Genomic DNA, 25,750 nt, shown 5'->3' with positions numbered 1-25,750 from the left:
CTCCGTTCCTCGGTCGATTTCCGGTTCGTGCGTGTTGCGGCACCCGCCCTGGCCACCCCCTGGTGGTCAGGGCGGGACTCCCAGGGTCACGCCGACCGCGTCGGGTGACCCGTGGCCTGTTCGTTGGCGGCGCGTAGGAGGACGGCCAGGCGCCGGCCGCCCGTGATCAACTGGTCGGCCGCGCACTCGAACCACACGGTCTTCCCCTGCCTGGTCGGGTGCCAGCCCCAGGAGTGCGCGATCCCCTCGACCAGGAGCAGCCCACGGCCACCTGTGATGGTGTCCTCCGCAGCCTCCCGATCCGGAAGGGCCAGGCTCGAATCGGTGACCTCCACCCGAAGCCGTTCGCCGGTCCACCGCACCGTGACCCGGCACCGTGCGTGGGTGTGCTCGATGGCGTTGGCCAACAACTCGCCAGCGCACAGCTCCACGTCCCGCAGAGCGGCGTCCGACATGGGCACCCGCCACGCTTCGGCGATCCTCCGGATCAGACGACGGGCGGGCGGCACGGCCGCCGGCTCCGGTTCGACGTCCCACTCCTGTGGCACCGGGAACGACGCGGGGTTGGCCGGGCTTATCAACGTGGCCGAGTGGTCGTCGACGGACATACGGCCTCCAGCCGTTGGGAGTTGCGAGGGTGGTGCCCGGTCTGACCAAGGCACGGGATCGACGCTGCACTGACGCCGCCCGGGGCCTTCCCAATAGCACCGGCGTAACCGGCCCATCACCCCGGGCGACTGAGAACCATCAAACGCCTGCGGCGCGGGTAGGGGCAGGGCGATCCTGTAGGCAGAAGCTAGGCAGTTCACTAGGCTGTCTGGCCCTCACCAACGGCACCGCAGAGAGACGGGCCTCGGATGACCAACGACGCTCTACGAAGGCTTCGTCTCGGGCGAGAGTGGACCCAGGGTGAGGTCGCTAGCCGGGCGAACGCCCGGATCAAGGCCGCGACCGGACGTGAGTCGGCGATTGACGCCAATGTGATCAGCCGATTAGAACGTGGCGTGATCCGCTGGCCCGACGCGGATGTCCGTGATGCCTTGCGTGGCGTCTTCGGCGTGGCCACGAACGCAGAGCTGGGACTGTTCCCGAAGCGGACCCGGCGGGACCGTGAGGAGGTGAGTGAGTCGAAGCGCCGTGACTTCCTGGCCGTCTCCCTGGCCTCGATTCTGCCCGACGTGATTCCGTCCCCATCTTCCCTGGGGATGAAGGACGTTGACGATATCGCGGAGCGGACCTTCGCTCTGGAGGAGTGGGACCGGCGAAGCGGAGGCCTCGCCACCCGCCATCTGGCCTTCGGTGAACTGCGAAGCGCAGTCGACCTCACCAAATCATCTATGGGACCGCGTGTCCGGGACCGGCTGTGCGGCCAGATCGCCAATCTCGCTGACCTGGCGGCGTGGTCGGCGTTCGACGCCGGCCAGAGCGCGCCCGCGCGAAGTACGTTCGGGCTTGGCATCAAGGCGGCCCGGGAGGCCGGTGACGACGGACTGCTGTGCCACGTCGCAACCGGCCTTGCCCGCCAGGAGATCGCCGAGCGCAAGCCGAGGGACGCCGTTGCCCTCGCCGACATGGGGATGGGTAACGTGCCCCTTTCGGCACTGGCGATGATCGCAGCGGTGAAGGCCCAGGCGTACGCCATCCAGGGCGACGAACCTGAGGTGATGCGGCAGATCGCCCTCGCGGAGTCGATCTACAGCCGCGTTACCGACCTGCACAGCGAACCACGCTGGATGTGGTACTTCACCGAGCACAAGCTGCACGGCGAGACCGGCCACGCCCTCTACCTGCTCGCGACGGTCAAGGGGAAACCCGTCTCCGACCTGGTGTCCCGACTTCGCCGCGCCGTGGACTCCCAGACCTCCAACCGGGCCCGCTCGAAGGCGATTGATACCGCCCAACTGGCAACGGTGCTCTACCGTCAGGGCGCCCGTGAAGAAGCCGAGCACTACGCCCACACAGCCACCGACCTTTCCACCGTGGTCCGCTCCGCACGACTGGATGCCGCACTGGCCGAGATGAGGAGAGCCCAAGCATGACCATCGAAGATGTGATCAAGGAAGCCGCAGCTCGGGGTATTGCGGGGCTCCCGGAGCCGTCCCGGCTCACCCACGTACGGGTGTGGCCGGGCGCGTCGCAGTGGGTCGGCGAGGTCGGCGAGCCGCCCCACAACGAAACGGTGGGGGATGGCATGTTCGACACCAAGGACGAAGCCCAGGAAGCCGCGTTGAAGGCCGTTGCTGCCGGTCGGGCCTTGCTGGTTGCCCTGCTTCCGGCGGACCTTGCCGCTACGGCTGCAGAGTGGCCGGAGCCGACCGTGGCCTCCTGGGACGTCTGACGGCTGTAGAGCGACCGGTCCGGGAAGCACTCAGGCCGGTCGCCCACGGTCAGCGCACAGGATCCCGCTTCTCCGCTCCGCCGGGCACGCTCGGCGGAGCGGAGGGTGGGTGGGGTACCCACTGTTTGGGCGGGCCCGCCTGCTCTCGACCCGCACTCACGAGCGCTCCGGAGCTGCCCCAGTGACGAGCAACACCGCGCAGCAGGACGCCGCAGTCGCCGACAAGTCAGTCCTCGCGAACAGTGCCTACGCCGACGGGCGCCATCTGGCCGCCCGCCAGTCGATCTACCGGTGGCAGCAGCCACGGTACGACCTGCCCGGGCTCGTGGTCGAAGAGCTGGCCGGCACGAGTGGAGCCGTCCTGGACATCGGCTGCGGCAACGGCAGGTTCGTCAGCCGCCTGCACAAGGACCGCCCTGACCTCAAGGTCGTCGGGATGGACATCTCGGCGGGCATCCTCTCCGGCGTCCCGAAGCCGGTGCTGGTGGCCGATGCCCAGTCCTTGCCCTTCGCTAACCGCAGCGTCGACGCCGTGCTGGCCCTGCACATGCTGTACCACGTCGGCGACATAGAGGCCACGATCAAGGAACTGGCCCGCGTCCTCCGGCCCGGCGGCGTGCTCATCGCCTCCACCAACAGCGAAACCGACAAGCAGGAGCTGGACCAGCTCTGGGCCAAGGCCGCGGGAGACGTCCTCGGGATTCCCGAGGGACCGGCGCGGGTCTCCCTCAGCTCTCGCTTCTCCCTGGAGAAGGCCCGCGGCTACCTGCGGACGGCGTTCAAGGACATCCAGATCCGGGAACTGCCCGGCACCATCGAGGTCACCAGTCCTGAGCCGATCGTCTCGCACCTGGCCTCCTACGAGGCGTGGGCGGATCAGTGCGGTGTCCCGTTCCTGGAGACCATCGGCAGGGCGGCCGAGATCGCTGCCGCAAGGATCGAGGCCGAGGGTTCATTCAAGATCACATGCCTTGGCGGCATCCTGATCTGCCGCCCCTGACATCTGGTTCGGGGTACTCGTCCTCGCTGATCGAGTCGTTCCGCAGTAGGTCGGCCTTCGAGATCATCTCGAAGGCCGGCCCCATGTTTCCGTGCTCGCATTCCCTGCAGCGAAAAGAGGATTGATCAATCCTGGCGGCGCCTGCTACCACTCCACTCATGGCAAGGCGGTGGATATCGCTTTCTGGTTCCGGCGGCCCCGGCCAATTTTGGCGGGGATGACTATGCGATCCCGCTACGGATGACCCTGGCCCGTCTGGGGTCTGCGCAGGAAGTCGGTTCGGCCGACTTCCTGCGCAGGAGGCGTCGCTGCTTCGGCGGTGCCGAAGCGCGACGGGGCGATCAAGGGGACGGGGCGGCGGGCCCGTGTCGTCGGACACGGGCCCGCCCCGAAGAGGTTTCATCCACCGGGGCGGTTGCCGAGTACCCCGCAGAGCGCTCCGCGCGGGTTCAGCGGGAGGCGGCGCGTTGGAGGGCGCTGGCGAGGAGGGCGAGGTCGGTGGGGCCGTTGCCGAGTTCGCGGACCGGGCGGCGGGCGGGTGGGGCGCCGAGTTGGAGGGGGTCTATCGCGACCACGGTGGGGCGCAGGGTGGCGGTGCGCGGGATGCGGCCGCTGATCCGGGCGGTCTGGAAGGCGGTGACGCCGCCGTCCGGGCGGCGCAGGTAGCCGCGGCCGGGGGTGTCCTCGGGGAGGGCGGCCGCGTCGCCGAGGTGGATCAGCAGGTCGGAGTCGGCCGGGTCCTCGGTGCGCAGCGCGATCCGCAGCAGGGCGGCCTCGTCCACCTCGGTGCCGGCGCTCTCCTCCGGACGGCCGGTGGCGACCGCCAGGTGGATGCCGAGCGGGCCGCCGCGCCGGGCGACGGCGGCGAGCGCGCGGGCCAGCGGGCGGCCGACCGGGGAGGTGGGGGAGAGCAGGGCGTCGTAGTCGTCGACGACGACGACCAGCCGGGCCGGGACGGGGGAGGCGGGGGAGCCGGTCGGGCGGGGGTCGGAGGCGCTGCGCGCGGACGGGATGGTCCGGGGGGCCGGAGCCGGGCCGGCGGCGCCGACGGTGGCGGGGACCGGTACGGAGTTCGCGGTGTGCCCGTCCAGGTTGTGTCCGTCCAGGCTGTGCCCGTCCAAGCTGTGCCCGTCCAAGATCCGGGTGGCGTGCCAGGAGGCGAAGTCCAGTCCGTCGAACAGCCGCTCCCGCAGGGCGAGTTCGTCCTCCAGCGCCTCGGCGGCGAGGAGCGCGGCGCGCGGGTCGGCGACGGCGTTCACCCGGCCGGTGACGTGCGGCAGTTCGGTGCAGCCGTCCAGTCCGTCCTGGCCGTCGCCGGTGGCCCGGCCCTCGATGATGGTGACGGCGAGGCGCTCGGGCCGTTCGGAGACGGCGAGCGAGGCGACCAGGGTGCGCAGCAGCTCGGTCTTGCCGGAGCCGCGGGCGCCGCCGATCAGCAGGTGCGGGCCGCCGGGGTCGGGGGAGGGCAGGGTGAGTTCGGGGTCGGCGAGGTCGAGGGTGCACAGCTCGTCCCGGGTGGTGCCGAGCAGTGCGGTGGCGGCGCCGATGCCGCCGGCGTGGGCGGCCCAGCGGGCGGACAGCTTGGCCGGGGTGACGGTGTCGAGCTGGAGCAGGTCGAGCAGCCGCAGCGCGTCGGGCAGCGGGCCGCGGGAGACCGGGGCGGCCTCGCGCAGCGGGGCGAGGACGCGGGCCAGCCGTTCGGCCCAGGCGTCGGAGACGGCGTCCAGCGAGACCTCGTGCAGGGTTTCCCGGCCGCGGGCGACGGGGCGGTCCAGGGAGAGCTGGGTGCCGACCTCGCCGGTGATCAGGGCGGTGGCGCCGAGGCCGCGGGGGAGCAGCTCGGGCTGTTCGGCGAGGCAGACCGGGAAGATGCCGACCGCCGGGCCCTGGCGCAGCAGCAGGTCGAGCGCGTGCCGGGCGGCCTCGGTGGCGGGGCGGCCGTCCACCACGACGACGGTGGCGGGGTGGCCGCCGGGGCCGGCCGGGCCGCTGAGCCGGGCGGTGAGTTCGGTGAGCCGGGCGGTGGCCTGGTCGTCGTCGAAGCCGATCAGCAGTCGGCAGTCCTGGCCGTCGACGGGGCGCAGGTGGGGCAGCCACAGGGCCCAGGCCCAGGTGTCGACGCGGTCCTCGGGGCTGCGGGCCGGGTCGGCGTCGACCACGACGAGGCTGAGCCCGGTCGGCGGGTGCAGCGCGGCGAGCTGGGCGACGACGGCGCGGGTGAGCGCGTCGAGGCGTTCGCGCGGGCCGCTGAGGCCGAGGCTGCCGGCGGTCTGGAGGTCGAGGGTGACGGGGACGGCGGGCAGCATGGTGCCGGGGGTGGTGCCGGCGCCGCCGGGGCGGTCGGCGGTGCCCAGCCGCAGGGTGAGCGCGTCGGGGTGGCCGGGGCCGCGCTCCCAGAGCCGGGGGCCGGGGCCGACGGCGTTGAGCAGCACGGTGGCGAGGTCGGGCCAGCGCTCCCGCTGGGCGGCGGCCTGGCGCAGCCGTACGGCGGTGTGGTGGCGTTCGGCGCTCTCCTGGCCGGGCGGCTCGGCGGCGCGGCCGGGCAGCAGGGAGAAGAGGCCGCGGCCGCGGCCCGGGGCGGGTTCCGGGGCGGTGGGCGGTTCGAGTGCGGGCGGCGCGGGCCGGGCCGGGCCGGGGGCGGCGAGCTGGAGGTGGCCGTTGCCGTCGGGCAGGGCGGCGCGGGCCGGCTCGCCGAGCGGTTCGAGGACCTGGAGGGTGGACTCGCCGATGCGCAGCAGCGCGCCGTGTTCCAGCGGAACGGCGGCCTCGGGCGGCAGCGGCGGGACGATCCGGCCGTCCAGGGTGGTGCCGTTGGTGGAGCCGAGGTCGCGGACGGTGGTCCGGCCGTCGTCGCCGAGGTGCAGGGCGAGGTGCAGCCGGGAGACGTCCGGGTCGTCGAGCGGGACGTCGGCTTCGCCGGAGCGGCCGATCCGGATCTCCCGGCCGTGCAGCCGGTGCACGCCGCCGGCGTCCGGGCCGCCGACCACGCGCAGTTCGGCCGCGGCGCGGGTGTCGTCGGCGTCGTCGGCGGTGGGGTCGGGCTCGTTGAGGCTGAGGACGGCGCCGTCGAGCAGCGGGGGGTGGCCGAGGAGGGTGTGCTCGTCCACCCGGTGCGCCCCGGCGTACAGGTGCACATGGGTGGCGGCCCGTGGTCCGCGCACGCCGACGGCGCCCGCGAGTGCGCCCGCGATGGCGCCGAGCGCGGTGCCGACGGGCGCGGTGACCAGCACGTCCACGTAGGGGATGGCGGAGCCGGCGGCGGCCGGGCCGCTGCGCGGTCGGAGGACGGTCAGCCGGATCTGCATCTCGCCCGCGGGTCCCTTCTGCTGGTGTGATGCCTGGTACCGCTGCCCGGTGTCGTCGCGCACGCGCGGGGCGGTCGCGGCGACCCTTGGGCCACACGAGTGGCGAGTGTCCATCCTGCCATCCGGTGCGGATGGTCCGCGCACCGTACCGGATTTGACGATCTTGCGATCATCGCCATGGTGGAGGCGACGGAGGGTCAGGTCAACCGTCGCCCCGGCCGCCCGGCCGAGGGGCCCGGCGGCCGCCTCCGGGTGGTTCCCTAGGGGATGTCCCCCAACCCTGCTCCGACCGCCAGCCGGGCACCTCTGAAACCCGTACGGACACCGTTAGAGTGGCCGCAAACACGGGCCCGGCAGGCTCACCGCACACCGGCGGGGGAGCGCCCCGCGGGCGGCACGGCGAGGAGTGCGACAGGTGCGGCCAGTCGGCAGCAAGTATCTGCTTGAGGAGACCCTGGGGCGGGGCGCCACCGGGACGGTCTGGCGCGGTCTGGTGCGCCAGGACGTCCAGGTGCCGGGCAGCGAGCCCGGGCAGCAGGTGGCCATCAAGGTGCTGCGCGAGGAACTGGCGGCCGACCCGGACGTGGTGATGCGCTTCCTGCGCGAGCGTTCGCTGCTGCTGCGGCTGAGCCACCCGAACATCGTCCGGGTCCGCGACCTGGTCGTCGAGGGCGAGCTGCTGGCGCTGGTGATGGACCTGGTGGAGGGCCCCGACCTGGCCCGCTACCTGCGCGCCAACGGCCCGTTCAGCCCGATCGCCGGCTCCCTGCTGATGGCCCAGGTCGCGGACGCGCTGGCGGCCAGCCACGCCGACGGCATCGTCCACCGCGACCTCAAGCCGGCCAACGTGCTGCTCGCCTCCACCGGGGTGCAGGGCGCCGAGCAGATGCACCCGCTGCTCACCGACTTCGGCATCGCCCGGCTGGCCGACTCCCCGGGCGTCACCCGTACCCACGAGTTCGTCGGCACCCCCGCGTATGTCGCGCCGGAGTCCGCCGAGGGCCGCCCGCAGACCTCCGCGGTGGACGTCTACGGCGCCGGGATCATGCTGTACGAGCTGGTCACCGGCCGCCAGCCGTTCCAGGGCGACAGCGCCCTGGCGGTGCTCCAGGCCCACCTGGCGCAGGAGCCGCAGCGGCCCAGCACCATGCCCGAGCCGCTCTGGACGGTGATCGAGCGCTGCCTGCGCAAGGACCCGGCGCAGCGGCCGAGCGCCACCGCGCTGGCCCGCGCCCTGCGGGTGGTCGCGGCCGGGGTCGGCGTGCACGCCTCGCCGGCGGCGGTGGACGAGGCGTTGGCGGTCGGCGCCCTGCTGCTGCCGGACCCGCGGCCGACCGCCGTGCCCGGCAGCGTGCCGGTGGTCCCCGGTGGGCCCGGCCCGTTCGGGGCCGACGACCGCACCCAGGTGCTGCCCCCGCCCCCGGGCGCCCCGCAGTACGACCCGGCCGCGGCGACCCGGGTGATGGGCACCCAGCCGCCGCCCGCGCCCCCGTACGGCGCTCAGGACCGCACCCAGGTGATGCCGCCCACCGCCGTGCCGCCGCCCCCGCCGGTCGCGCCGGCCGGGCCGCCGGAGGAGGCGCCGCACCCCTGGCAGACCCAGCTGCGGGCGGCGCGCGACCGCAACCAGCAGACCCAGGTCGGCTACTTCGGGCCGGAGGACTTCGAGGACCCGCAGGTCGCCCCGCCGCCCTACCAAGCCCAGCAGGGCGGCCAGGGCGCCCCCGGCCACCAGCCGCAGCCCCCGGCGGGCCACCGCCCGGACCAGCGCCGCCAGGCGCCGCCGCCCGGCTACGCGCAGCGCCCGCCGGTCGCCCCGCCGCCCTACCAGGTCAACCAGGGGCCCCAGGGTGGCCAGGGCGGCCAGGGCAGTGGCCGTCCGCAGCCGCCCGGCGGCTACCGGCCGGCCCCGTCCGGCCAGGGCCGGACGCAGGGCGGCTACCCGCCGCCGCCCGCGCCCACCCCGGTGCCGCGCCGGGCCGAGCCGCCCGCGCCGCAGCACCGGGAGCCCCGGCCGCCGCGGGAGGAGCCGCGCGAGCCGTCCCGCCGGGAGAGCGCCCCGCCGCGCGAGCGGCGCCCGCGCAGCCGCAACCGGATGTACATCCCGGGGCTGGGCTGCCTCAAGGGCTGCCTGATGGTGCTGCTGGTGCTGGCGGTGGCCGCGCTGGCGCTGTGGAACTTCACGCCGCTGCCGCACTACTGGGACAACGTCGTGGGCTGGTTCGACACCGCCCGGGACTGGGTGAACAATGTCATCGGCAGCTCCGGCAACTGACGCGGGCCCGGGCGGCCGGCGGGGGTGGGGGCCGGGGCGGCCGGGCGCCCCGGCGGCTGACCGGGCGTCCGGACCCGGCCCGGAAGCCAGGATTGACGCTTTGTCGACAATTCCCGAGATTTCTCGCCCCCGAGTGCCGATCCACGGCCCCCAGGCGGCCCGCACGGGGGGTCCGGGCGCGTAGGTTGGTCGCTGTTGTCCCGCCCCACCGAGCGCGCCCGGACCCCCGGAGCGCTCCCGCGCCGCCCACGGAGCAGCATTGGCACGCAAGATCGGCAGCCGGTACACCGTCCACCAGGTGATCGGCCGGGGTTCGGCCGGGACGGTCTGGCTCGGTGAGGGGCCCGACGGCCCGGTGGCGGTCAAGCTGCTGCGCGAGGACCTCGCCGCCGACCAGGTGCTGGTCGGCCGCTTCGTCCAGGAGCGCACCGCGCTGACCAGCCTCGACCACCCCCGGGTGGTCGGCGTGCGCGACATGGTCGTGGACGGCAGCGACCTCGCCCTGGTGATGGAACTCGTCCAGGGCACCGACCTGCGTTCCCGGCTGGAGCGGGACGGCGCCCTCCCGCCGCAGGCCGCCGCCTCGATCATCGCCGACGTCGCGGACGGCCTGGCGGCCGCGCACGCGGCCGGGATCGTCCACCGCGACGTCAAGCCGGAGAACGTCCTGCTCGACCTCGCCGCCGCCCCCGGCCCCGGCGGCGCCCCGCGCGCCAAGCTCACCGACTTCGGCGTGGCCCGCCTGGTCGACGCCCCGCGCCGGACCAGGGCCACCCGGATCATCGGCACCCCCGACTACCTCGCCCCCGAGATCATCGAGGGCCTGGAGCCGCGCGCCGCCGTCGACATCTACGCCCTCGCCACCGTGCTGTACGAGCTGCTGGCCGGCTTCACCCCGTTCGGCGGCGGCCACACCGGCGCGGTGCTGCGCCGGCACGTCACCGAGCAGGTGCCGCCGATCCCCGGCCTGCCGGACGGGCTGTGGCGGATCATCTCCGAGTGCCTGGCCAAGGCCCCGGCCTCCCGGCTGCGCGCCGCCGAGCTGGCCGCCCGGCTGCGCGAGCAGCTGCCCTCGCTGGCCGGTCTGCCGGTGCTGGTCGTGCCCTCCCAGGGCCGCGCCCCGGCCGAGGAGCAGCTGACCCCGGGCGAGGCGGTCTACGCCGAGGTGGACGCCGGCCCGGGCACCCACAAGCGCCGCCGCGGCCCGGCCGTCCCGCTGGTGCCGGGCGTCGCCCCGGACTCCACCCGGGACACCCACACCAGCCTGCGCCGCCCCTCGGCCGACGAGCTGGCCGCGTACGCCGCCGAGTCCCGTGCCCAGCGCACCGCGCCGGGCCACCGCCGGGACCGCGCGGCCCTGCTGCGCCGGCGCCGGATGCTGGCCGTCCTGCTGGCCACCGTGCTGCTGCTGGCGGGCGCCGCCGCGGCCTGGACGGCCTTCGCGGCCACCGAACCGGGCGGCGGCCACCCGGCCCGCCCGGCCGTGCACGGCACCGCCCCGCGGGCTCCGTAGCCCGGAGGGAACGGCAGTGGAACCGGGGGTGTCGTCATGACCACCCCCGGAACCATTACGCTGGGGGCGTGGCAGCCGTCGATCCTTCCGAAGAGCTCAAGAACCTCGATACGACCATGGGGTCGATCGAGGCCGTCCTCGACCTGGACAAGATCCGGGCCGACATCGCGGTCCTGGAGGAGGAGGCAGCCGCCCCCACCCTGTGGGACGACGTCGCGAACGCGCAGAAGGTGACCAGCCGGCTCTCCTTCCTCCAGGGCGAACTGCGCCGCGTCGAGGGGCTCCGCAGCCGCATCGACGACCTGGGCGTGCTGTTCGAACTCGCCGAGGCCGAGGACGACGCGGACACCCGCACCGAGGCCGAGGCCGAGCTGGTCTCGCTCCAGAAGGCCGTCGAGGAGCTGGAGGTCCGCACCCTCCTCTCCGGCGAGTACGACTCCCGCGAGGCGCTGATCAACATCCGCGCCGAGGCCGGTGGCGTGGACGCCGCCGACTTCGCCGAGCAGCTGATGCGCATGTACCTGCGCTGGGCCGAGCGGCACGGGTACCCGACCGAGGTGTACGACACCTCGTACGCCGAAGAGGCCGGCATCAAGTCCGCGACCTTCACCGTGAAGGCGCCCTACGCCTACGGCACCCTCTCGGTCGAGCAGGGCACCCACCGCCTGGTCCGCATCTCGCCCTTCGACAACCAGGGCCGCCGGCAGACCTCCTTCGCCGGCGTCGAGGTGCTCCCGGTCGTCGAGCAGTCCGACCACGTCGAGATCGACGAGGGCGAGCTGCGGGTGGACGTCTACCGCGCCTCCGGCCCCGGCGGCCAGGGCGTCAACACCACCGACTCGGCGGTGCGCATCACCCACCTCCCGACCGGCATCGTGGTCTCCTGCCAGAACGAGCGTTCGCAGATCCAGAACAAGGCCTCCGCGATGAACGTCCTCCAGGCCAAGCTGCTGGAGCGGCGCCGCCAGGAGGAGAAGGCCGCGATGGACGCGCTCAAGGACAGCGGCAGCTCCTGGGGCAACCAGATGCGCTCCTACGTGCTGCACCCGTACCAGATGGTCAAGGACGTCCGCACCGCGTACGAGGCGGGCAACCCGCAGGCCGTCCTGGACGGCGACATCGACGGCTTCATCGAGGCCGGCATCCGCTGGCGCAAGCAGCGCGAGACCTCGAACGAGGCGTGAGGATTCCGGCCTCGATGAACATCCAGCACGGCATCGAGGCCGGCATCCGCCGGCGCGAGCAGCGTGAGACCGGCGCCGAGTAACCGTCGGCACACGCGAAGGGCCCCGACCGCTGCGGTCGGGGCCCTTCGTCGTACCGCAAGATTGTCAGGCCAGCGCCTGCCGCGCGATCAGCGCCACCGCGAGCAGTCCGGCCAGCAGGGCCAGCAGCATCGCGGGGGAGAGCGCGGCGAACGGCCCCTGCTGCTCCTGCAGCCGGGCCCGGTTGGCGCGGCACACCGGGCAACGCCCGTCGCTGACGCGGCCGTTGCAGTTGGCGCACACCAGATGGTCGCAGGTCATGCGATCTCCTCCTCGCTGCTACAGCCAACGCACCGGACGGGGCTTTGGTTCCCTGTTCCTACCTGTACGGGGGAGTCTGCCCCGTACGGGGGAGCGACCGGACACGGTCGCCACCTCCACTCTGCCAGGTTCTGGCCGTTCCGGCTCCCGGGCTGTGAGATGGCTCGCAATTATCGGGGCACAACCGGACATTCTCCCCCAGATTCCGGAGTCCGTCCTGGGCTGTCCCTGCGGGCGCACCGCAGGTTCGCGTATGGTCCCAGACCGGGAGCGGCCGTCCGCGCTCCCATCGCCCGCCCCCGGACCGGGCCTCCGGGGCGGATCGACCGAGGACTGGCGCCGCCTAGGATGGCCTCCGTGATGCAGCCGTGATCAGATTCGACAACGTCTCCAAGACCTATCCCAAGCAGAACCGTCCCGCCCTGGACAACGTCTCGCTGGAGATCGAGAAGGGTGAGTTCGTCTTCCTGGTCGGCTCGTCCGGCTCGGGCAAGTCCACCTTCCTGCGGCTCTGCCTGCGGGAGGAGCGTCCCTCCACGGGCTCGGTGCACGTGCTGGGCAAGGACCTCGGCAAGCTGTCCAACTGGAAGGTGCCGCACATGCGCCGCCAGCTGGGCACCGTCTTCCAGGACTTCCGCCTGCTGCCGAACAAGACGGTCGCGCAGAACGTCGCCTTCGCGCTGGAGGTGATCGGCAAGCCCAAGAGCGCCATCAACAAGGTGGTGCCCGAGGTGCTGGAGCTGGTCGGCCTCGGCGGCAAGGAGGACCGGATGCCCGGCGAGCTGTCCGGTGGTGAGCAGCAGCGCGTCGCGATCGCCCGCGCCTTCGTGAACCGCCCGATGCTGCTCATCGCGGACGAGCCCACCGGCAACCTGGACCCGCAGAACTCGGTCGGCATCATGAAGCTGCTCGACCGGATCAACCGCACCGGCACCACGGTGCTGATGGCCACCCACGACCAGGCCATCGTCGACCAGATGCGCAAGCGCGTCATCGAGCTCGACAAGGGGCTGCTCGTCCGCGACCAGGCCCGCGGCGTCTACGGATACCAGCACTGACCGACCAGCGCTGACCCGTGGGGCCCGCCGGCCCGGCCCGCCAGACCGCGCAGTACCGACCCTGGAGTTGTTTCCCGCATGCGTGCCCAGTTCGTCCTGTCGGAGATCGGTGTGGGTCTCCGACGCAATCTGACCATGACCATCGCGGTCGTGGTCAGCGTCGCGCTCTCCCTCGCCCTCGCCGGTTCCTCGCTCCTGGTCCGCGACCAGGTGAACTCCATGAAGGGGTACTGGTACGACAAGGTCGAGGTGAGCATCTACTTCTGTACCAAGGCGGATGCCCGCAACTCGCCCCAGTGCGACAAGGGCGCGGCCACCGACCAGCAGGTCCAGGACATCAAGGACCAGCTGGACAAGATGAGTTCGGTCGTCCAGTCGTCCACGTACGAGAGCTCCGCGGAGGCGTACAAGCACTGGAAGGACATGAACCCGGACAACCCGCTCATCTCCGTCCTGGGCCCGGACGCCATGCCGCAGTCCTGGCGGGTCAAGCTCAACGACCCGACCAAGTACGACGTCATCCAGAGCGCCTTCGCGGGCAAGCCCGGCGTCAAGTCGGTCGAGGACCAGCGGAAGATCCTGGAGAACCTGTTCGGCCTGCTCAACGGCCTGCAGACGGCGGCGTTCGTGATCATGGTGTTGATGCTGTTCGTCGCCTTGCTGCTGATCGTCAACACCGTCCGGGTGTCGGCGTACAGCAGGCGGCGCGAGACCGGCATCATGCGCCTGGTCGGTGCCTCGAACTTCTACGTCCAGATGCCGTTCATCGCCGAGGCCGCGTTCTCCGCGCTGCTCGGCGCGGCGCTGGCCTCCGGCCTGCTGGTCGGCGGGCACTTCTTCGTCCAGGGCTGGCTGGCGGACCGGGTGCAGTTCATCCACTTCATCGGCCTCGGCTCGGTGCTGGCGGTGATCCCGCTGCTGGTCGTGGTCGGCATGGGCATGGCCGGCATCGCGGCGTTCTTCACCCTGCGCAAGTACCTCAAGGTCTGACCCCCGGAGGTTGCTTCGGCCCCGTACGGCACTGCGCCGTACGGGGCCGTCGCCGTTCCGCGCTCCGTCGTTCCGGCCCGCCGCGCGGGGTGCGGTGTCTACACTCCGTTGCCATGCTGCAAACTCCGCGCAGGGCACGTCAGGTGGCCGCCCTCAGCCTGGTGTTCGGTGCCGTGCTGCTGGGCGGCGCCGCCACCGGTGCCTGGGGCGGCCCGGGCGACCCGCCGCGCCGGGCCTCCGCGGACCTGGCCCCGGCCGCCGCCGGGCTCCCGGCGGACCCGGCGGGCGCCGCGCTGTCCGAGCAGCAGGCCGAGCACCTGCTGGCGGCCGGCGGCGACCGCTGGGGCGCGTACTACAGCGCCCAGGAGTACGCGGAGTTCAGCCAGGGCCTGGACGGCCGCTATCCCGGGGTCGGGCTGTCGGTCGGTCGCGGCGAGGACGGCGTCACCGAGGTCTCCCAGGTCACCCCGGCCGGACCGGCCGCCGAGGCCGGGATCGCCCCCGGCGACCGGCTGCTGCGGATCGACCGGGACCAGGCCGACCGGCTGCCGGTCACCGAGGTGGTCGCCCGGCTGCGCGGGCAGGGCGACGAGCGGCGGGCCGGCTCCGAGGTCACCCTGGCCGTCCAGCGCGACGGCGGCGAGGTGCGCGAACTGCGGCTGCGGCGGGTGCTGCTGGACAGCCGGCAGGTCACCGCGGAGCACCTGGACAAGGGCGTGCTGCGGATCACCGTCCGGGCCTTCACCAGCGGCGTGGCCGACCAGGTGCGCGCCGCGCTGCGCGCCCCGCACGCCGGTGTGGTGCTCGACCTGCGCGGCAACTCCGGCGGGCTGCTGGACGAGGCGGTCGGCACCGCCGGGAGCTTCCTGGACGGCGGCGCCGTCGGCTCCTACCAGGAGCGCGGCGAGAAGCGGGAGTTGACCGCCCCGCCCGGCGGCGACCGGCGCAGTCCGCTGGTGGTGCTGGTGGACGGCGGCACGATGAGCGCCGCCGAACTGCTCGCCGGGGCGCTCCAGGACCGCAGCCGTGCCGTGGTGGTGGGCTCCCGGACCTTCGGCAAGGGCACCGTCCAGCAGCCCAGCCGGCTCGCCGACGGCGCGGTGCTGGAGCTGACCGTGGGCCGCTACTACACCCCGGCCGGACGCTCCCCGGACGGCACCGGCCTGGCCCCGGACGTCCCGGCCGCCGCCGGCGAGGACGCCGACGCGCTCGCCCTGCGGGTCCTGGCCGGCCTCGGCACCCAGTCCTGACCCGGTCGCCCGGCGGTAAAGCGGCTGCCCGAACCGGCGTCGAAGTGCGAGAATGGCCGCGCTATGGCAAAGGAAACCGGACACAAGCTGATCGCGCAGAACAAGAAGGCGCGACACGAGTACACGATCCTCGACACCTACGAGTGCGGCCTCGTGCTCACCGGCACCGAGGTCAAGTCGCTGCGTGAGGGGCGGGCCAACCTGGTCGACGGCTACGCCTACATCCAGAACCGCGAGGCCTGGATCGACAACGTCTTCATCCCCGAGTACACCCAGGGGACGTGGACCAACCACGCGGCCCGGCGCAAGCGCAAGCTGCTGCTGCACAGGATGGAGATCCAGAAGATCGAGACCAAGGTCCGCGACGCGGGCCACACCCTGGTCCCGCTGTCCCTGTACTTCAAGGACGGCCGGGTCAAGCTCGAACTCGCGCTGGCGGTCGGCAAGAAGCTGTACGACAAGCGCCAGACGCTGCGGGAGAAGCAGGACACCCGCGAGACGGCCCGCGCGGTGGCGGCGGCCCGGCGACGCCAGGGTTAATCCGCTGGACCCTCGCCCGTCGCCTCGCGTACTATGGCGGCAGCAACACGGACGGTCATCGTCCGAGCTGTTTCTCAAAAAAACATGGGGATGATCGGTTTCGACAGGGGATGTTGAAACAGGGGAAGCGAGCCGAGGAACGCGGCAATGATCTCGTTAACCACGTGTCGCAAAAAAATAATCGCCAACTCTAAGCGCGATTCCCAGCAGTTCGCTCTCGCTGCCTAATAAGCACCGATAGCGCTTGGGTGTCAGACCGGGGAGTTCCCGACCCGGACCCTGGCATAATCTAGGGAACTCAACCGTCCGCCCGGGCTGCGAGGGTGGATGGGAAATCAAACAGCAGCTGGGCCTGTTGGCGGCTTGTCCGTGTGACCGCCAGGGCCGAGAAAATCACAGCGGACTGCGCTCGGAGAAGCCCTGAATTAACTCCACTGGACCCGGGTTCGATTCCCGGCATCTCCACCACCCCATGTTCACACCGAAGGCCGTCCACCGCTGATGCGGAGGGCGGCCTTCGGATTTTGTACGTTCCGGAGCAGCGCGTGCGGGGGGTCGCGGCGTAGGATCATCCGTCCGCTCGTTTTCCGGAGCCGGATTCCGTCGCAACCACCGAGGCCATGCAGAGCAACACGGACACCACCCCCACCGCCGATCACGAGACCGTCCGCGCACGTGAGATCGCCGGTGAGCAGCAGCACCTCGACACCGTCTACCACCGGTTGGAGGAGAAGCTCGCCGAGGCGGAGTACATCCTGGAGGACGCCGCCAAGCGGGTCCAGGTCGGCACTCCCGGCGCCCTCGCCGAGCGCGACGCCCAGGTCTACCGGGCCGGCGCGCACCTCCAGCGGCTCAACAACGAGTTCGAGGACTTCCTCTTCGGCCGGATCGACCTCCAGCGGGCGGACGCCCCGGAGGAACACGGCATCCCCTCCGACACCCCGCTCGACCCGGCCGACCCGGCCGTCGCCGAGACCCTGCACATCGGCCGCCTCGGCGTGCTGGACGCCGAGTACGGCCCGCTGGTGATCGACTGGCGGGCCCCGGCCGCCGCGCCGTTCTACCGCGCCACCCCGGTGGAGCCCGGCCGGGTGATCCGCCGCCGGGTGATCCGCTCCAAGGGCCGCAAGGTGATCGGCGTCGAGGACGACCTGCTGCGCCCCGACCTCACCCCGACCCTGGGCGGCCGGGAACTGGCCGTGGTCGGCGACGGCGCGCTGATGGCCTCGCTGGGCCGCGCCCGCAGCCACTCCATGCGCGACATCGTCTCCTCGATCCAGAAGGAGCAGGACGAGGTGATCCGGGCCGCCGCGGCCGGGGCCACCCTCGTCACCGGCGGCCCCGGCACCGGCAAGACCGCCGTCGCCCTGCACCGCGCCGCCTACCTGCTCTACCAGGACCGCCGCCGCTACGCCGGGGGCATCCTGGTGGTCTCGCCCACCGCGCTGCTGGTCTCCTACACCGAGGGCGTGCTGCCCTCGCTCGGCGAGGAGGGCCAGGTCGCGATCCGCGCGGTCGGCTCGCTGGTGGACGGCATCGAGGCCGGCACCTACGACGCCCCGGAGGCGGCCCGGGTCAAGGGCTCGGCCCGGATGGTCCACCTGCTGCGCCGGGCCGCCCGGGCGGCGCTGGAGCTGGGCGCCCCGCAGGAGCTCAAGGTGGTCGCCCGCGGCGAGGTGCTGAAACTGGACGCGGGCCGGCTCAAGGCCGTCCGCGGCAACGTGGTGGGCTCCGGCGGCACCCCGCTGAACCTGCTGCGCCCGCGCGCCCGCCGGCTGCTGCTGGACGCCCTGTGGCAGGAGGCCACCAGGCACCTGCCCAGGCCGACCGACCACTACGCCCGGGAGCAGCGGCAGGAGGAGAAGGAGTCCTTCGACGACTACGTCTCGGACGAGTCGTCCTTCCTGGCCTTCCTGGACGCCTGGTGGCCCGCGCTGACCCCGCGCCGGGTGCTCGGCACGCTCAAGCAGGCCCGGCACACCAACCGGATCGCCCGCCGTGCCGTCACCCCGGACGAGGCCAGGCTGCTGGCCGCCTCCTGGCGCCACCTGTCGCCGCAGGGCGAGGGTGAGCTGTCCGCGCACGACGTGGCGCTGGTGGACGAGCTCCAGGTGCTGCTCGGCGAGCCGGCCCGCCCGAAGGTCCGCGAGGTGGACGCGGTGGACCTGCTGAGCGGCCTGGAGGAGGTCACCACCTTCGCCGACCGCAACTCCCGTCAGCGCGAGCGCCAGCCGGTGGAGCGCAAGGAGTACGCGCACGTGATCGTGGACGAGGCCCAGGACCTCACCCCGATGCAGTGGCGGATGATCGGCCGGCGCTCCCGGATGGCCACCTGGACGATCGTCGGCGACCCGGCGCAGTCCTCCTGGCCGTTCCCGCAGGAGGCCCAGGCCGCGCTGGACGAGGTGCTGGCGGGCAAGCCGCGCCGCCGCTTCACGCTGACCGTCAACTACCGCAACCCGGCCGAGATCGCCGAGGTCGCGGCCAGGGTGCTGGCGCTGGCCGCGCCGGGCACGCCCTCGCCGAGCGCGGTGCGCCACGTGGGCGTGGAGCCGCGTTTCGCGGCCGTCACCGACCCCGCGCCGGAGGCCTTCGGCAAGGCGGCCCGGGGCGAGCTGGAGCGGCTGCTGGGCGAGGTGGACGGCACCGTGGCGATCGTGGTGCCGATGGACCGCCGGGCCGAGGCGGCCGGCTGGGCCGAGGGCCTGGGCGAGCGCGCGGTGGTGCTGGGCAGCCTGGAGGCCAAGGGCCTGGAGTACGACGCGACGGTGGTCGCCGACCCGACCGGCATCGCCGGCGAGTCGGAGGCGGGCCTGCGGGTGCTCTACGTGGCGCTCACCCGGGCGACCCAGCGGCTGACGGTGCTGTCCGGACCTGACGACCTGCCGGACGCGGCCGGCGTGCCCGCGCTGCTGCACGGCTGACGCCCCCACGACGAAGGCCCCTCACCACTGGTGAGGGGCCTTCGGACGTTGACGACACCGACCCGCCATGCTCGCCTCGCGGCAAGTGGTCCCTCTGAGGGACGAAGGTTGGGCCCGGGGGCTTGGATCGAGCCGGTGTCCCGTCCAATGTAACGCATCGGCCGGGAGAGGCAAGGAGTGTGCGCCCGGAGACTGTGGGCGACGTGGTCGGCTTGTCGGATCCGCACACTCAATGAACGTTATTTCTGGCAACCCCTTGGAAGGTGCGACGATCGAGGTCTAGCATGCGCAGGCGATGCCTTCAACAAAATGTTGAGCCTGCGGGACAGACGGAAGAAGGAAGCGTCGATGGCGACGGTGCCCAGTGTCTCCAACTCGATCACGGTGCGACTGGAGGTCCCGGCCCGCGGCAACGCGGTCAGTGCGATCACCACGGCAGTGGAGTCCTCCGGCGGATCGGTGACCGGTCTCGACGTCACCGCCTCCGGTCTGGAGGCGCTGCGCATCGACGTGACGGTCGCGGCCTCCTCGGTGGCGCACGGCGAGGAGATCGTCGAGAAGCTCCGGGCGATCGACGGCGTGTCGATCGGCAAGGTCTCGGACCGCACCTTCCTGATGCACCTCGGCGGCAAGATCGAGATGTCCTCGAAGCTGCCGATCCGCAACCGCGACGACCTGAGCATGATCTACACCCCGGGCGTGGCCCGGGTCTGCATGGCGATCGCCGAGAACCCCGAGGACGCCCGCCGCCTGACCATCAAGCGCAACAGCGTCGCCGTGGTCACCGACGGCTCGGCGGTGCTGGGCCTGGGCAATATCGGTCCGGCGGCCGCGCTGCCCGTCATGGAGGGCAAGGCGGCCCTGTTCAAGCGCTTCGCCGGGATCGACGCCTGGCCGATCTGCCTGGACACCCAGGACACCGACGAGATCGTCGCCATCGTCAAGGCGATCGCCCCGGGCTTCGCCGGGATCAACCTGGAGGACATCTCCGCGCCGCGCTGCTTCGAGATCGAGGCCCGGCTGCGCGAGGCCCTGGACATCCCGGTCTTCCACGACGACCAGCACGGCACCGCGATCGTGGTGCTGGCCGCCCTCACCAACGCGCTGAAGGTGGTCGGCAAGGAGATCGGCGACATCCGCGTGGTGATGTCGGGCGCCGGCGCGGCCGGCACCGCCATCCTCAAGCTGCTGCTGGCCGCCGGTGTCGAGCACGCCACCGTCGCCGACGTGCACGGTGTGGTCCACCTGGGCCGTGAGGACCTCAACGACAGCCTGCGCTGGATCGCCGAGCACACCAACCGCTCGGGCCGCACCGGCAGCCTCAAGGAGGCCGTGGCGGGCGCCGACGTCTTCATCGGCGTCTCGGCCCCGAACGTGCTGGACGGCGACGACCTGGCCACCATGGCGGAGCGGTCGGTCGTCTTCGCGCTGGCCAACCCGGACCCGGAGGTCGACCCGGCGGTGGCCCGGCAGACCGCCGCCGTGGTGGCCACCGGTCGCAGCGACTTCCCGAACCAGATCAACAACGTGCTGGTCTTCCCGGGTGTCTTCCGCGGCCTGCTGGACGCCCAGAGCCGCACGGTCAACACCGAGATGATGATCGCCGCGGCCCGCGCGCTGGCCACCACCGTCGCCGACGACGAGCTGAACGCCAACTACATCATCCCGAGCGTCTTCCACAAGGACGTCGCCAAGACCGTCGCCGCGGCGGTGCGCGAGGCGGCCCTGGCGGACGCCCAGGAGGCCGCGCCGGCCCGTCCGACCCCCGGCATCGTCGGCACCCTGGACACCTCGGCCTTCCCCACCGTCAAGCTCTGACGGCCCCGGCCGGGCGCCGGACGGCCCGACTCGCGGGCCGGTCGCCGGTCGGTCAAATGTCCGATTAGCGGCCATACCCGCCCAAGCGCGCCCCGAACCCTTGCGACACAAGGGCGAGGGGCGTGTTTGGGCTTGTCGTGCCTAGGGCGTACGGTAGCCCTGCACGGGGCAGGCGTGTCCGACAAGTACGGAACGTCCCCCTGGTCTTCCGGCGTGTCGTCCCGACCGCCGTCCGCGCCCGGTCCGCCGGAGCCGACGGAGCGTCACACCTCCAACGGGCGGGCGATGTTCGGGTGGCTCGGCCGGGGCCCGATTGGCTTTCTCGGGGCCGGTCGGGGCAGGATTCGTTCCCAGGCAGGCGGCGGGCCTCTTCCACGGCTCCGGCGCGCGGCATACGGGTACGGACCCGGCCTGCGACCACGCATTGCCTGCATGAGCACAGTGTGCGGACCTGCGGCCTATCCGGGTGCCCCCCGGTGGGAGCACCGATGGGCCCCCGTACACCGCAAGCGAACAGACCACAGGAGTACACATGAACCGCAGTGAGCTGGTGGCCGCGCTGTCCGAGCGCGCCGAGGTGACCCGCAAGGACGCCGACGCCGTTCTGGCCGCCTTCGCCGAGATCGTCGGCGAGGTCGTCGCCAAGGGCGACGAGAAGGTCACCATCCCCGGTTTCCTGACCTTCGAGCGCACCCACCGCGCTGCCCGCACCGCCCGCAACCCGCAGACCGGCGAGCCGATCCAGATCGCGGCCGGCTACAGCGCCAAGGTGAGCGCCGGCTCCAAGCTGAAGGAAGCCGCCAAGGGCGCCTGAACCACCCCTTGAACGCCCGAGAGGCCGGGCTCCCCGCGGGGAGCCCGGCCTCTCGTCGTGTGCGCGGCCACTCGGTGAATGTCCCTACGCGTCGACCAGCTGCTCGCTGGGCAGCTCGACGTGGGCGCCGAGGTCCCGCAGCTTCTCCATGAAGTTCTCGTAGCCGCGGTTGATCAGGTCGATGCCGTGCACGGTCGAGGTGCCCTCGGCCGCCAGCGCCGCGATCAGGTACGAGAAGCCGCCGCGCAGGTCCGGGATGACCAGCTCGGCGCCCATCAGCTTGGACGGGCCGGACACCACCGCGGAGTGCAGGAAGTTGCGCGCGCCGAAGCGGCACGGGGTGCCGCCCAGGCACTCGCGGTAGAGCTGGATGTGCGCGCCCATCTGGTTGAGCGCGCCGGTGAAGCCCAGCCGCGACTCGTACACCGTCTCGTGGACGATGGACAGGCCGGTGGCCTGGGTGAGCGCGACCACCAGCGGCTGCTGCCAGTCGGTCTGGAAGCCCGGGTGCACGTCGGTCTCCAGGGCGATCGCCTTGAGCTCGCCGCCCGGGTGCCAGAAGCGGATGCCCTCGTCGTCCACCTCGAAGGCGCCGCCGACCTTCCGGAAGGTGTTGAGGAAGGTCATCATCTCCAGCTGGCGGGCGCCGCGGACGTAGATGTCGCCCTTGGTCGCCAGCGCCGCGCAGGCCCAGGAGGCGGCCTCCAGCCGGTCCGGCAGGGCCCGGTGGTTGTAGCCGTTCAGCTCGTCCACACCGGTGATCAGGATGGTGCGGTCGGTGCCCAGGGTGATGATCGCGCCCATCTTCTGCAGCACGCAGATCAGGTCGACGATCTCCGGCTCGATGGCCGCGTTGCGCAGCTCGGTGACGCCCTCGGCGAGGACGGCGGTGAGCAGCACCTGCTCGGTCGCGCCGACCGAGGGGTAGGGCAGCTCGATCTTGGTGCCGCGCAGCCGCTGCGCGGCGACCAGGTAGGTGCCCTGCGGGTGCTTCTCGATGGTGGCGCCGAACTGGCGCAGCACCTCGAAGTGGAAGTCGACCGGGCGGCCGCCGATGTCGCAGCCGCCCAGGCCCGGGATGAAGGCGTGGCCGAGGCGGTGCAGCAGCGGGCCGCAGAACAGGATCGGGATCCGCGAGGAGCCCGCGTGGGCGTCGATGTCGGCGACGTTGGCGCTCTCGACGTGCGAGGGGTCGAGGATCAGCTCGCCGTCCTCGTCGCCGGTGCGCACGGTCACGCCGTGCAGCTGCAACAGGCCGCGGACCACCTTGACGTCGCGGATGTCCGGGACGTTGCGCAGTCTGCTGGGGCCCTGGCCGAGGAGGGCGGCGACCATGGCCTTGGGGACCAGGTTCTTCGCACCGCGGACGCGGATCTCGCCTTCGAGCGGGTTTCCGCCGTGGACCAGCAGGACGTCGTCGGTCATCGTTCTCGCAATCCGGGGTGCCAGAGGAGTGGGAACGGCTCCGTTACGGAACCGCTGGTGGACCGGTGGTACGGGCGTACGGGCGCGTTCGGGCCCCCGGAGAATCCGAGTCGGCACCGTAGAGGGGCGTCCACCATCCGTAGATGGTAGTGGGCGTCCCGGTGGTTCCCGTTTACCTCTCCCGTGATGGTGCTCTCTTCGGCCCCGCGCCCGCCCGCCGGTACGGCCGTACGGGTGCTCGTCCGGCGTGGCGGGGTTTCGGGTGTTGCGGTGTCCGACCGGTGCCGTTCTGCGGGATCATGTGTGGCATGACGGCGGCCCATTCGCACGGAGGCCGGTCACACACCGGCCGTCTGCTCGTCGCGACGCCCATGCTCACCGACCCGAACTTCGCCCGGGCGGTGGTGCTGCTCCTCGACCACGACGCCGAGGGGGCGCTCGGCGTGGTGCTCAACCGGCCGACGCCGGTCGAGGTGGGCAGTGTGCTGGACGGCTGGGGCAGACTCGTCGGGCAGCCCGCGGTGGTGTTCCAGGGCGGGCCGGTGGCGCTGGACTCGGCGCTCGGCCTGGCCGTCGCGCCGGGGGAGCCGGGCACCGGGGAGCCGCTCGGCTGGCGCCGGGTGCACGGCGCGATCGGCCTGGTCGACCTGGAGGCGCCGCCCGAGGTGCTGGCCGGGGAGCTGGGCAGCCTGCGGATCTTCGCCGGGTATGCGGGCTGGTCGCCGGGCCAGCTGGAGTCGGAGCTGGGCAGCGGTGCCTGGTACCTGGTGGACTGCGAGCCCGGGGACGTCTCCAGCCCGGAGCCGGAACGGCTGTGGCGCTCGGTGCTGCGCCGCCAGCGCAGCCCGCTGGCCCTGCTGGCGACCTACCCGGACGACCCGACGATGAACTGAACGGGAGGCCGAGGAACCCGGGCCGCCGCGTGACACTGGCCCGGTTTCCGGAGGCGCCCATAGACTTGGCACCCATGAGCACTCTTGAGCCCGAGCGCGGCCTCGGCACCGGCACCCTGGTCGAGCCCGTCCCGCAGGTGTCCCACGGGGACGGCGACCACGAGCGCTTCGCGCACTACGTCCAGAAGGACAAGATCATGGAGAGCGCGCTCTCCGGATCACCGGTGGTGGCGCTGTGCGGCAAGGTGTGGGTGCCCGGGCGCGACCCGAAGAAGTACCCGGTCTGCCCGATGTGCAAGGAGATCTACGACGGCATCGGCAAGCCGCAGGGCGGCGACGGGGACAACGGCGGCAAGTAGTCCGCCGCCGTCTGCAGGGCGCCGTTTTGCATAGCACCGCGTTTCCGAGGTGGTCTATGCCAATCGTTCCGGGCCTGGGCAGGATGTCGGAATGGACCTCATTCCCGCACCTACGAGTGCCGTCCGGCGCCCGGACGGGGACTTCCCGCTCGACGCCGCCACCACGCTGACCGCACCGCCCGCACTGGCCGACGCCGAGCGCTGGCTGCGCGGCACGCTGTCCGCCGCCACCGGGCTGCCGCTCGGTCCGGGCCGGCCGGGCACGGGCATCGAGCTGGTCCTGGACGACACCCTGGCCGCCGAGGCGTACCGGATCGCGGTGCGCCCCGGCCACGCCCTGCTCACCGCCGGCGGACCGGCCGGCGCCCTGTGGGCGGCCCAGACCCTGCGGCAGCTGCTCGGGCCGGACGCCTACCGCCGCTCCCCGCTGCGCGCCGACGGCTGGGTGCTGCCCGGCGCGGACATCGCGGACGAGCCCCGGTTCGGCTGGCGCGGCGCGCTGCTGGACGTCGCCCGGCACTTCCTGCCCAAGTCCGACCTGCTGCGCTTCGTCGACCTGCTGGCCGCGCACAAGCTCAACGTGCTGCACCTGCACCTGACCGACGACCAGGGCTGGCGGGTGGAGATCAAGCGCTACCCGCGGCTGACGGAGCGCGGCGCCTGGCGGGAGCGCTCGATGGTCGGCTACCGGGCCGGGCAGCGCCGGGACGACCGCCCGCACGGCGGCTACTACACCCAGGACGACCTGCGCGAGATCGTCGCCTACGCGGCCGCGCGCGGGGTCACCGTCGTCCCGGAGATCGACCTGCCCGGCCACACCCAGGCCGCCGTCGCCGCCTACCCCGAGCTGGGCAACACCGACGTGGTGGACACCGCCGCGCTCGGCGTCTGGACCGACTGGGGGGTGAGCCACCACGTGCTCAACGCCTCCGAGGAGACCCTGCGCTTCTTCGAGGGCGTGCTGGAGGAGGTCCTGGAGCTGTTCCCGTCCGAGTTCGTCCACCTCGGCGGCGACGAGTGCCCCAAGGAGCAGTGGAAGGAGAGCCCCGCCGCCCAGGCCCGGATCCGCGAGCTGGGCCTGGCCAACGAGGACGAGCTGCAGAGCCACCTCATCCGGCACTTCGACCGCTGGCTGGCCGAGCGCGGCCGCCGGCTGATCGGCTGGGACGAGATCCTGGAGGGCGGGCTGGCCCCCGGTGCCGCGGTCTCCTCGTGGCGCGGCTTCGGCGGCGGGATCGCGGCCGCGAAGGCCGGGCACGACGTGGTGATGTGCCCCGAGCAGCACGTCTACTTCGACCACCGGCAGGCGGACGGGCCGGACGAGCCGATCCCGGTCGGCTTCGTCCGCACGCTGGAGGACGTCTACCGCTTCGAGCCCGTCCCCGAGCAGCTGGACGGGGAGGCCGCCCGGCGCGTCATCGGCACCCAGGCCAACCTGTGGAGCGAGTTCACGGACAACGCCCGGGACATCGACTACCGGGCCTTTCCCCGGCTGGTCGCCTTCGCCGAGGTCGCCTGGTCCGCACTGCCCGCCGTACCCGCCGAGCGCGACTACGCCGGCTTCGAGCGGCGGCTGGCGGGCCACCTGGCGGTGCTGGACGCGCTGGGCGTCGAGTACCGGCCGGCCGACGGGCCGCACCCCTGGCAGCGCCGGCCGGGGGTGGCGGGGCGGCCGATCGAGGGGCCGCCGCCGGTGCGCTGAGGTGGTGCGCGCGGTGCGCT

General features: G+C 72.6%; 20 protein-coding genes and 1 other RNA gene. 17 read left to right on the top strand and 4 right to left on the bottom strand.

All coding sequences use genetic code 11. From position 1 onward, the window contains the following. Positions 1 to 86 precede the first annotated feature (86 nt). Complete coding sequence (locus ACZ58X_RS18750; protein WP_470334720.1) at positions 87 to 608, bottom strand: ATP-binding protein; 522 nt, start codon at positions 606 to 608, stop codon at positions 87 to 89. A 249-nt stretch (positions 609 to 857) separates the two neighbouring features. On the opposite strand from ACZ58X_RS18750, the gene ACZ58X_RS18745 reads away from it, so the two are divergent. The 3 genes from ACZ58X_RS18745 to ACZ58X_RS18735 all read left to right on the top strand — a co-directional run bounded on the left by ACZ58X_RS18745 (position 858) and on the right by ACZ58X_RS18735 (position 3,338). Next, complete coding sequence (locus ACZ58X_RS18745) at positions 858 to 2,039, top strand: helix-turn-helix domain-containing protein (protein WP_470334719.1); 1,182 nt, start codon at positions 858 to 860, stop codon at positions 2,037 to 2,039. Continuing rightward, entirely contained in the window at positions 2,036 to 2,338 is a 303-nt protein-coding gene (locus tag ACZ58X_RS18740) for a hypothetical protein (protein ID WP_470334718.1), read from the top strand. Before ACZ58X_RS18745 ends, ACZ58X_RS18740 begins: the two co-directional genes overlap by 4 nt. A gap of 181 nt (positions 2,339 to 2,519) precedes the next feature. After that, positions 2,520 to 3,338, top strand: a complete 819-nt coding sequence (locus ACZ58X_RS18735; protein ID WP_470334717.1) for a class I SAM-dependent methyltransferase — start codon at positions 2,520 to 2,522, stop codon at positions 3,336 to 3,338. 449 nt (positions 3,339 to 3,787) lie between these two features. Here the strand turns inward: ACZ58X_RS18735 and ACZ58X_RS18730 are convergent, their stop codons facing one another. Beyond that, complete coding sequence (locus tag ACZ58X_RS18730) at positions 3,788 to 6,706, bottom strand: FHA domain-containing protein (RefSeq protein ID WP_470334716.1); 2,919 nt, start codon at positions 6,704 to 6,706, stop codon at positions 3,788 to 3,790. 352 nt (positions 6,707 to 7,058) lie between these two features. Between ACZ58X_RS18730 and ACZ58X_RS18725 the strand changes: the two genes are divergently transcribed. The 3 genes from ACZ58X_RS18725 (at position 7,059) to prfB (ending at position 11,615) form a co-directional block, all read left to right on the top strand. After that, entirely contained in the window at positions 7,059 to 8,918 is a 1,860-nt protein-coding gene (locus ACZ58X_RS18725) for a serine/threonine-protein kinase (RefSeq protein ID WP_470334715.1), read from the top strand. Positions 8,919 to 9,177: 259 nt separating this feature from the next. Continuing rightward, the gene (locus ACZ58X_RS18720) at positions 9,178 to 10,431 is read left to right on the top strand and encodes a serine/threonine-protein kinase (RefSeq protein WP_470334714.1); all 1,254 of its coding nucleotides are present in this window, start codon (positions 9,178 to 9,180) and stop codon (positions 10,429 to 10,431) included. A 68-nt stretch (positions 10,432 to 10,499) separates the two neighbouring features. Next, positions 10,500 to 11,615 (top strand): peptide chain release factor 2, encoded by a 1,116-nt coding sequence (gene prfB / locus ACZ58X_RS18715; RefSeq protein ID WP_470334713.1) that lies wholly within the window; start codon positions 10,500 to 10,502, stop codon positions 11,613 to 11,615. A 147-nt stretch (positions 11,616 to 11,762) separates the two neighbouring features. Here the strand turns inward: prfB and ACZ58X_RS18710 are convergent, their stop codons facing one another. Further along, entirely contained in the window at positions 11,763 to 11,957 is a 195-nt protein-coding gene (locus ACZ58X_RS18710) for a hypothetical protein (RefSeq protein WP_030059729.1), read from the bottom strand. Between the two features lie 368 nt (positions 11,958 to 12,325). On the opposite strand from ACZ58X_RS18710, the gene ftsE reads away from it, so the two are divergent. From ftsE to ACZ58X_RS18670, 8 genes are all read left to right on the top strand, one after another. Further along, complete coding sequence (gene ftsE / locus ACZ58X_RS18705; RefSeq protein ID WP_360239098.1) at positions 12,326 to 13,015, top strand: cell division ATP-binding protein FtsE; 690 nt, start codon at positions 12,326 to 12,328, stop codon at positions 13,013 to 13,015. 78 nt (positions 13,016 to 13,093) lie between these two features. After that, positions 13,094 to 14,005 carry a permease-like cell division protein FtsX gene (gene ftsX / locus ACZ58X_RS18700; protein ID WP_350504738.1) on the top strand — a complete coding sequence of 304 codons (912 nt, stop codon included), beginning with the start codon at positions 13,094 to 13,096 and terminating at the stop codon, positions 14,003 to 14,005. A gap of 113 nt (positions 14,006 to 14,118) precedes the next feature. Then, complete coding sequence (locus ACZ58X_RS18695) at positions 14,119 to 15,255, top strand: S41 family peptidase (RefSeq protein WP_470334712.1); 1,137 nt, start codon at positions 14,119 to 14,121, stop codon at positions 15,253 to 15,255. A gap of 63 nt (positions 15,256 to 15,318) precedes the next feature. Then, a complete protein-coding gene (gene smpB / locus ACZ58X_RS18690; RefSeq protein ID WP_350504740.1) occupies positions 15,319 to 15,795 on the top strand; it encodes an SsrA-binding protein SmpB in 477 nt (158 codons plus the stop codon). A gap of 86 nt (positions 15,796 to 15,881) precedes the next feature. Beyond that, positions 15,882 to 16,263: a transfer-messenger RNA gene (gene ssrA / locus ACZ58X_RS18685) on the top strand. A gap of 152 nt (positions 16,264 to 16,415) precedes the next feature. Then, positions 16,416 to 18,719, top strand: coding sequence for a HelD family protein (locus ACZ58X_RS18680; RefSeq protein WP_470334711.1), 2,304 nt, complete (start codon positions 16,416 to 16,418; stop codon positions 18,717 to 18,719). 348 nt (positions 18,720 to 19,067) lie between these two features. Then, positions 19,068 to 20,537, top strand: a complete 1,470-nt coding sequence (locus ACZ58X_RS18675) for an NAD-dependent malic enzyme (RefSeq protein WP_470334710.1) — start codon at positions 19,068 to 19,070, stop codon at positions 20,535 to 20,537. 532 nt (positions 20,538 to 21,069) lie between these two features. Next, positions 21,070 to 21,351: an HU family DNA-binding protein gene (locus tag ACZ58X_RS18670; protein ID WP_030059737.1), complete on the top strand. Its 282-nt coding sequence runs from the start codon at positions 21,070 to 21,072 to the stop codon at positions 21,349 to 21,351. Between the two features lie 84 nt (positions 21,352 to 21,435). On the opposite strand, the gene murA is transcribed toward ACZ58X_RS18670, so the two are convergent. Next, positions 21,436 to 22,776, bottom strand: coding sequence for a UDP-N-acetylglucosamine 1-carboxyvinyltransferase (murA, locus tag ACZ58X_RS18665; protein WP_470334709.1), 1,341 nt, complete (start codon positions 22,774 to 22,776; stop codon positions 21,436 to 21,438). 299 nt (positions 22,777 to 23,075) lie between these two features. On the opposite strand from murA, the gene ACZ58X_RS18660 reads away from it, so the two are divergent. The 3 genes from ACZ58X_RS18660 to ACZ58X_RS18650 all read left to right on the top strand — a co-directional run bounded on the left by ACZ58X_RS18660 (position 23,076) and on the right by ACZ58X_RS18650 (position 25,730). Continuing rightward, positions 23,076 to 23,669 carry a YqgE/AlgH family protein gene (locus ACZ58X_RS18660; RefSeq protein WP_375883000.1) on the top strand — a complete coding sequence of 198 codons (594 nt, stop codon included), beginning with the start codon at positions 23,076 to 23,078 and terminating at the stop codon, positions 23,667 to 23,669. A gap of 74 nt (positions 23,670 to 23,743) precedes the next feature. Continuing rightward, entirely contained in the window at positions 23,744 to 24,028 is a 285-nt protein-coding gene (locus ACZ58X_RS18655; protein WP_360239079.1) for a DUF3039 domain-containing protein, read from the top strand. A gap of 91 nt (positions 24,029 to 24,119) precedes the next feature. Further along, on the top strand, positions 24,120 to 25,730 hold the full coding sequence (locus ACZ58X_RS18650) for a beta-N-acetylhexosaminidase (RefSeq protein ID WP_470334708.1): 1,611 nt from the start codon (positions 24,120 to 24,122) through the stop codon (positions 25,728 to 25,730). The last annotated feature ends 20 nt before the right edge of the window (positions 25,731 to 25,750 follow it).

This window comes from Kitasatospora sp. NPDC040550 (assembly GCF_055594965.1).
The sequence above is the reverse complement of the archived record's forward strand: the minus strand, read 5'-3'. Positions and strand labels throughout refer to the sequence as shown.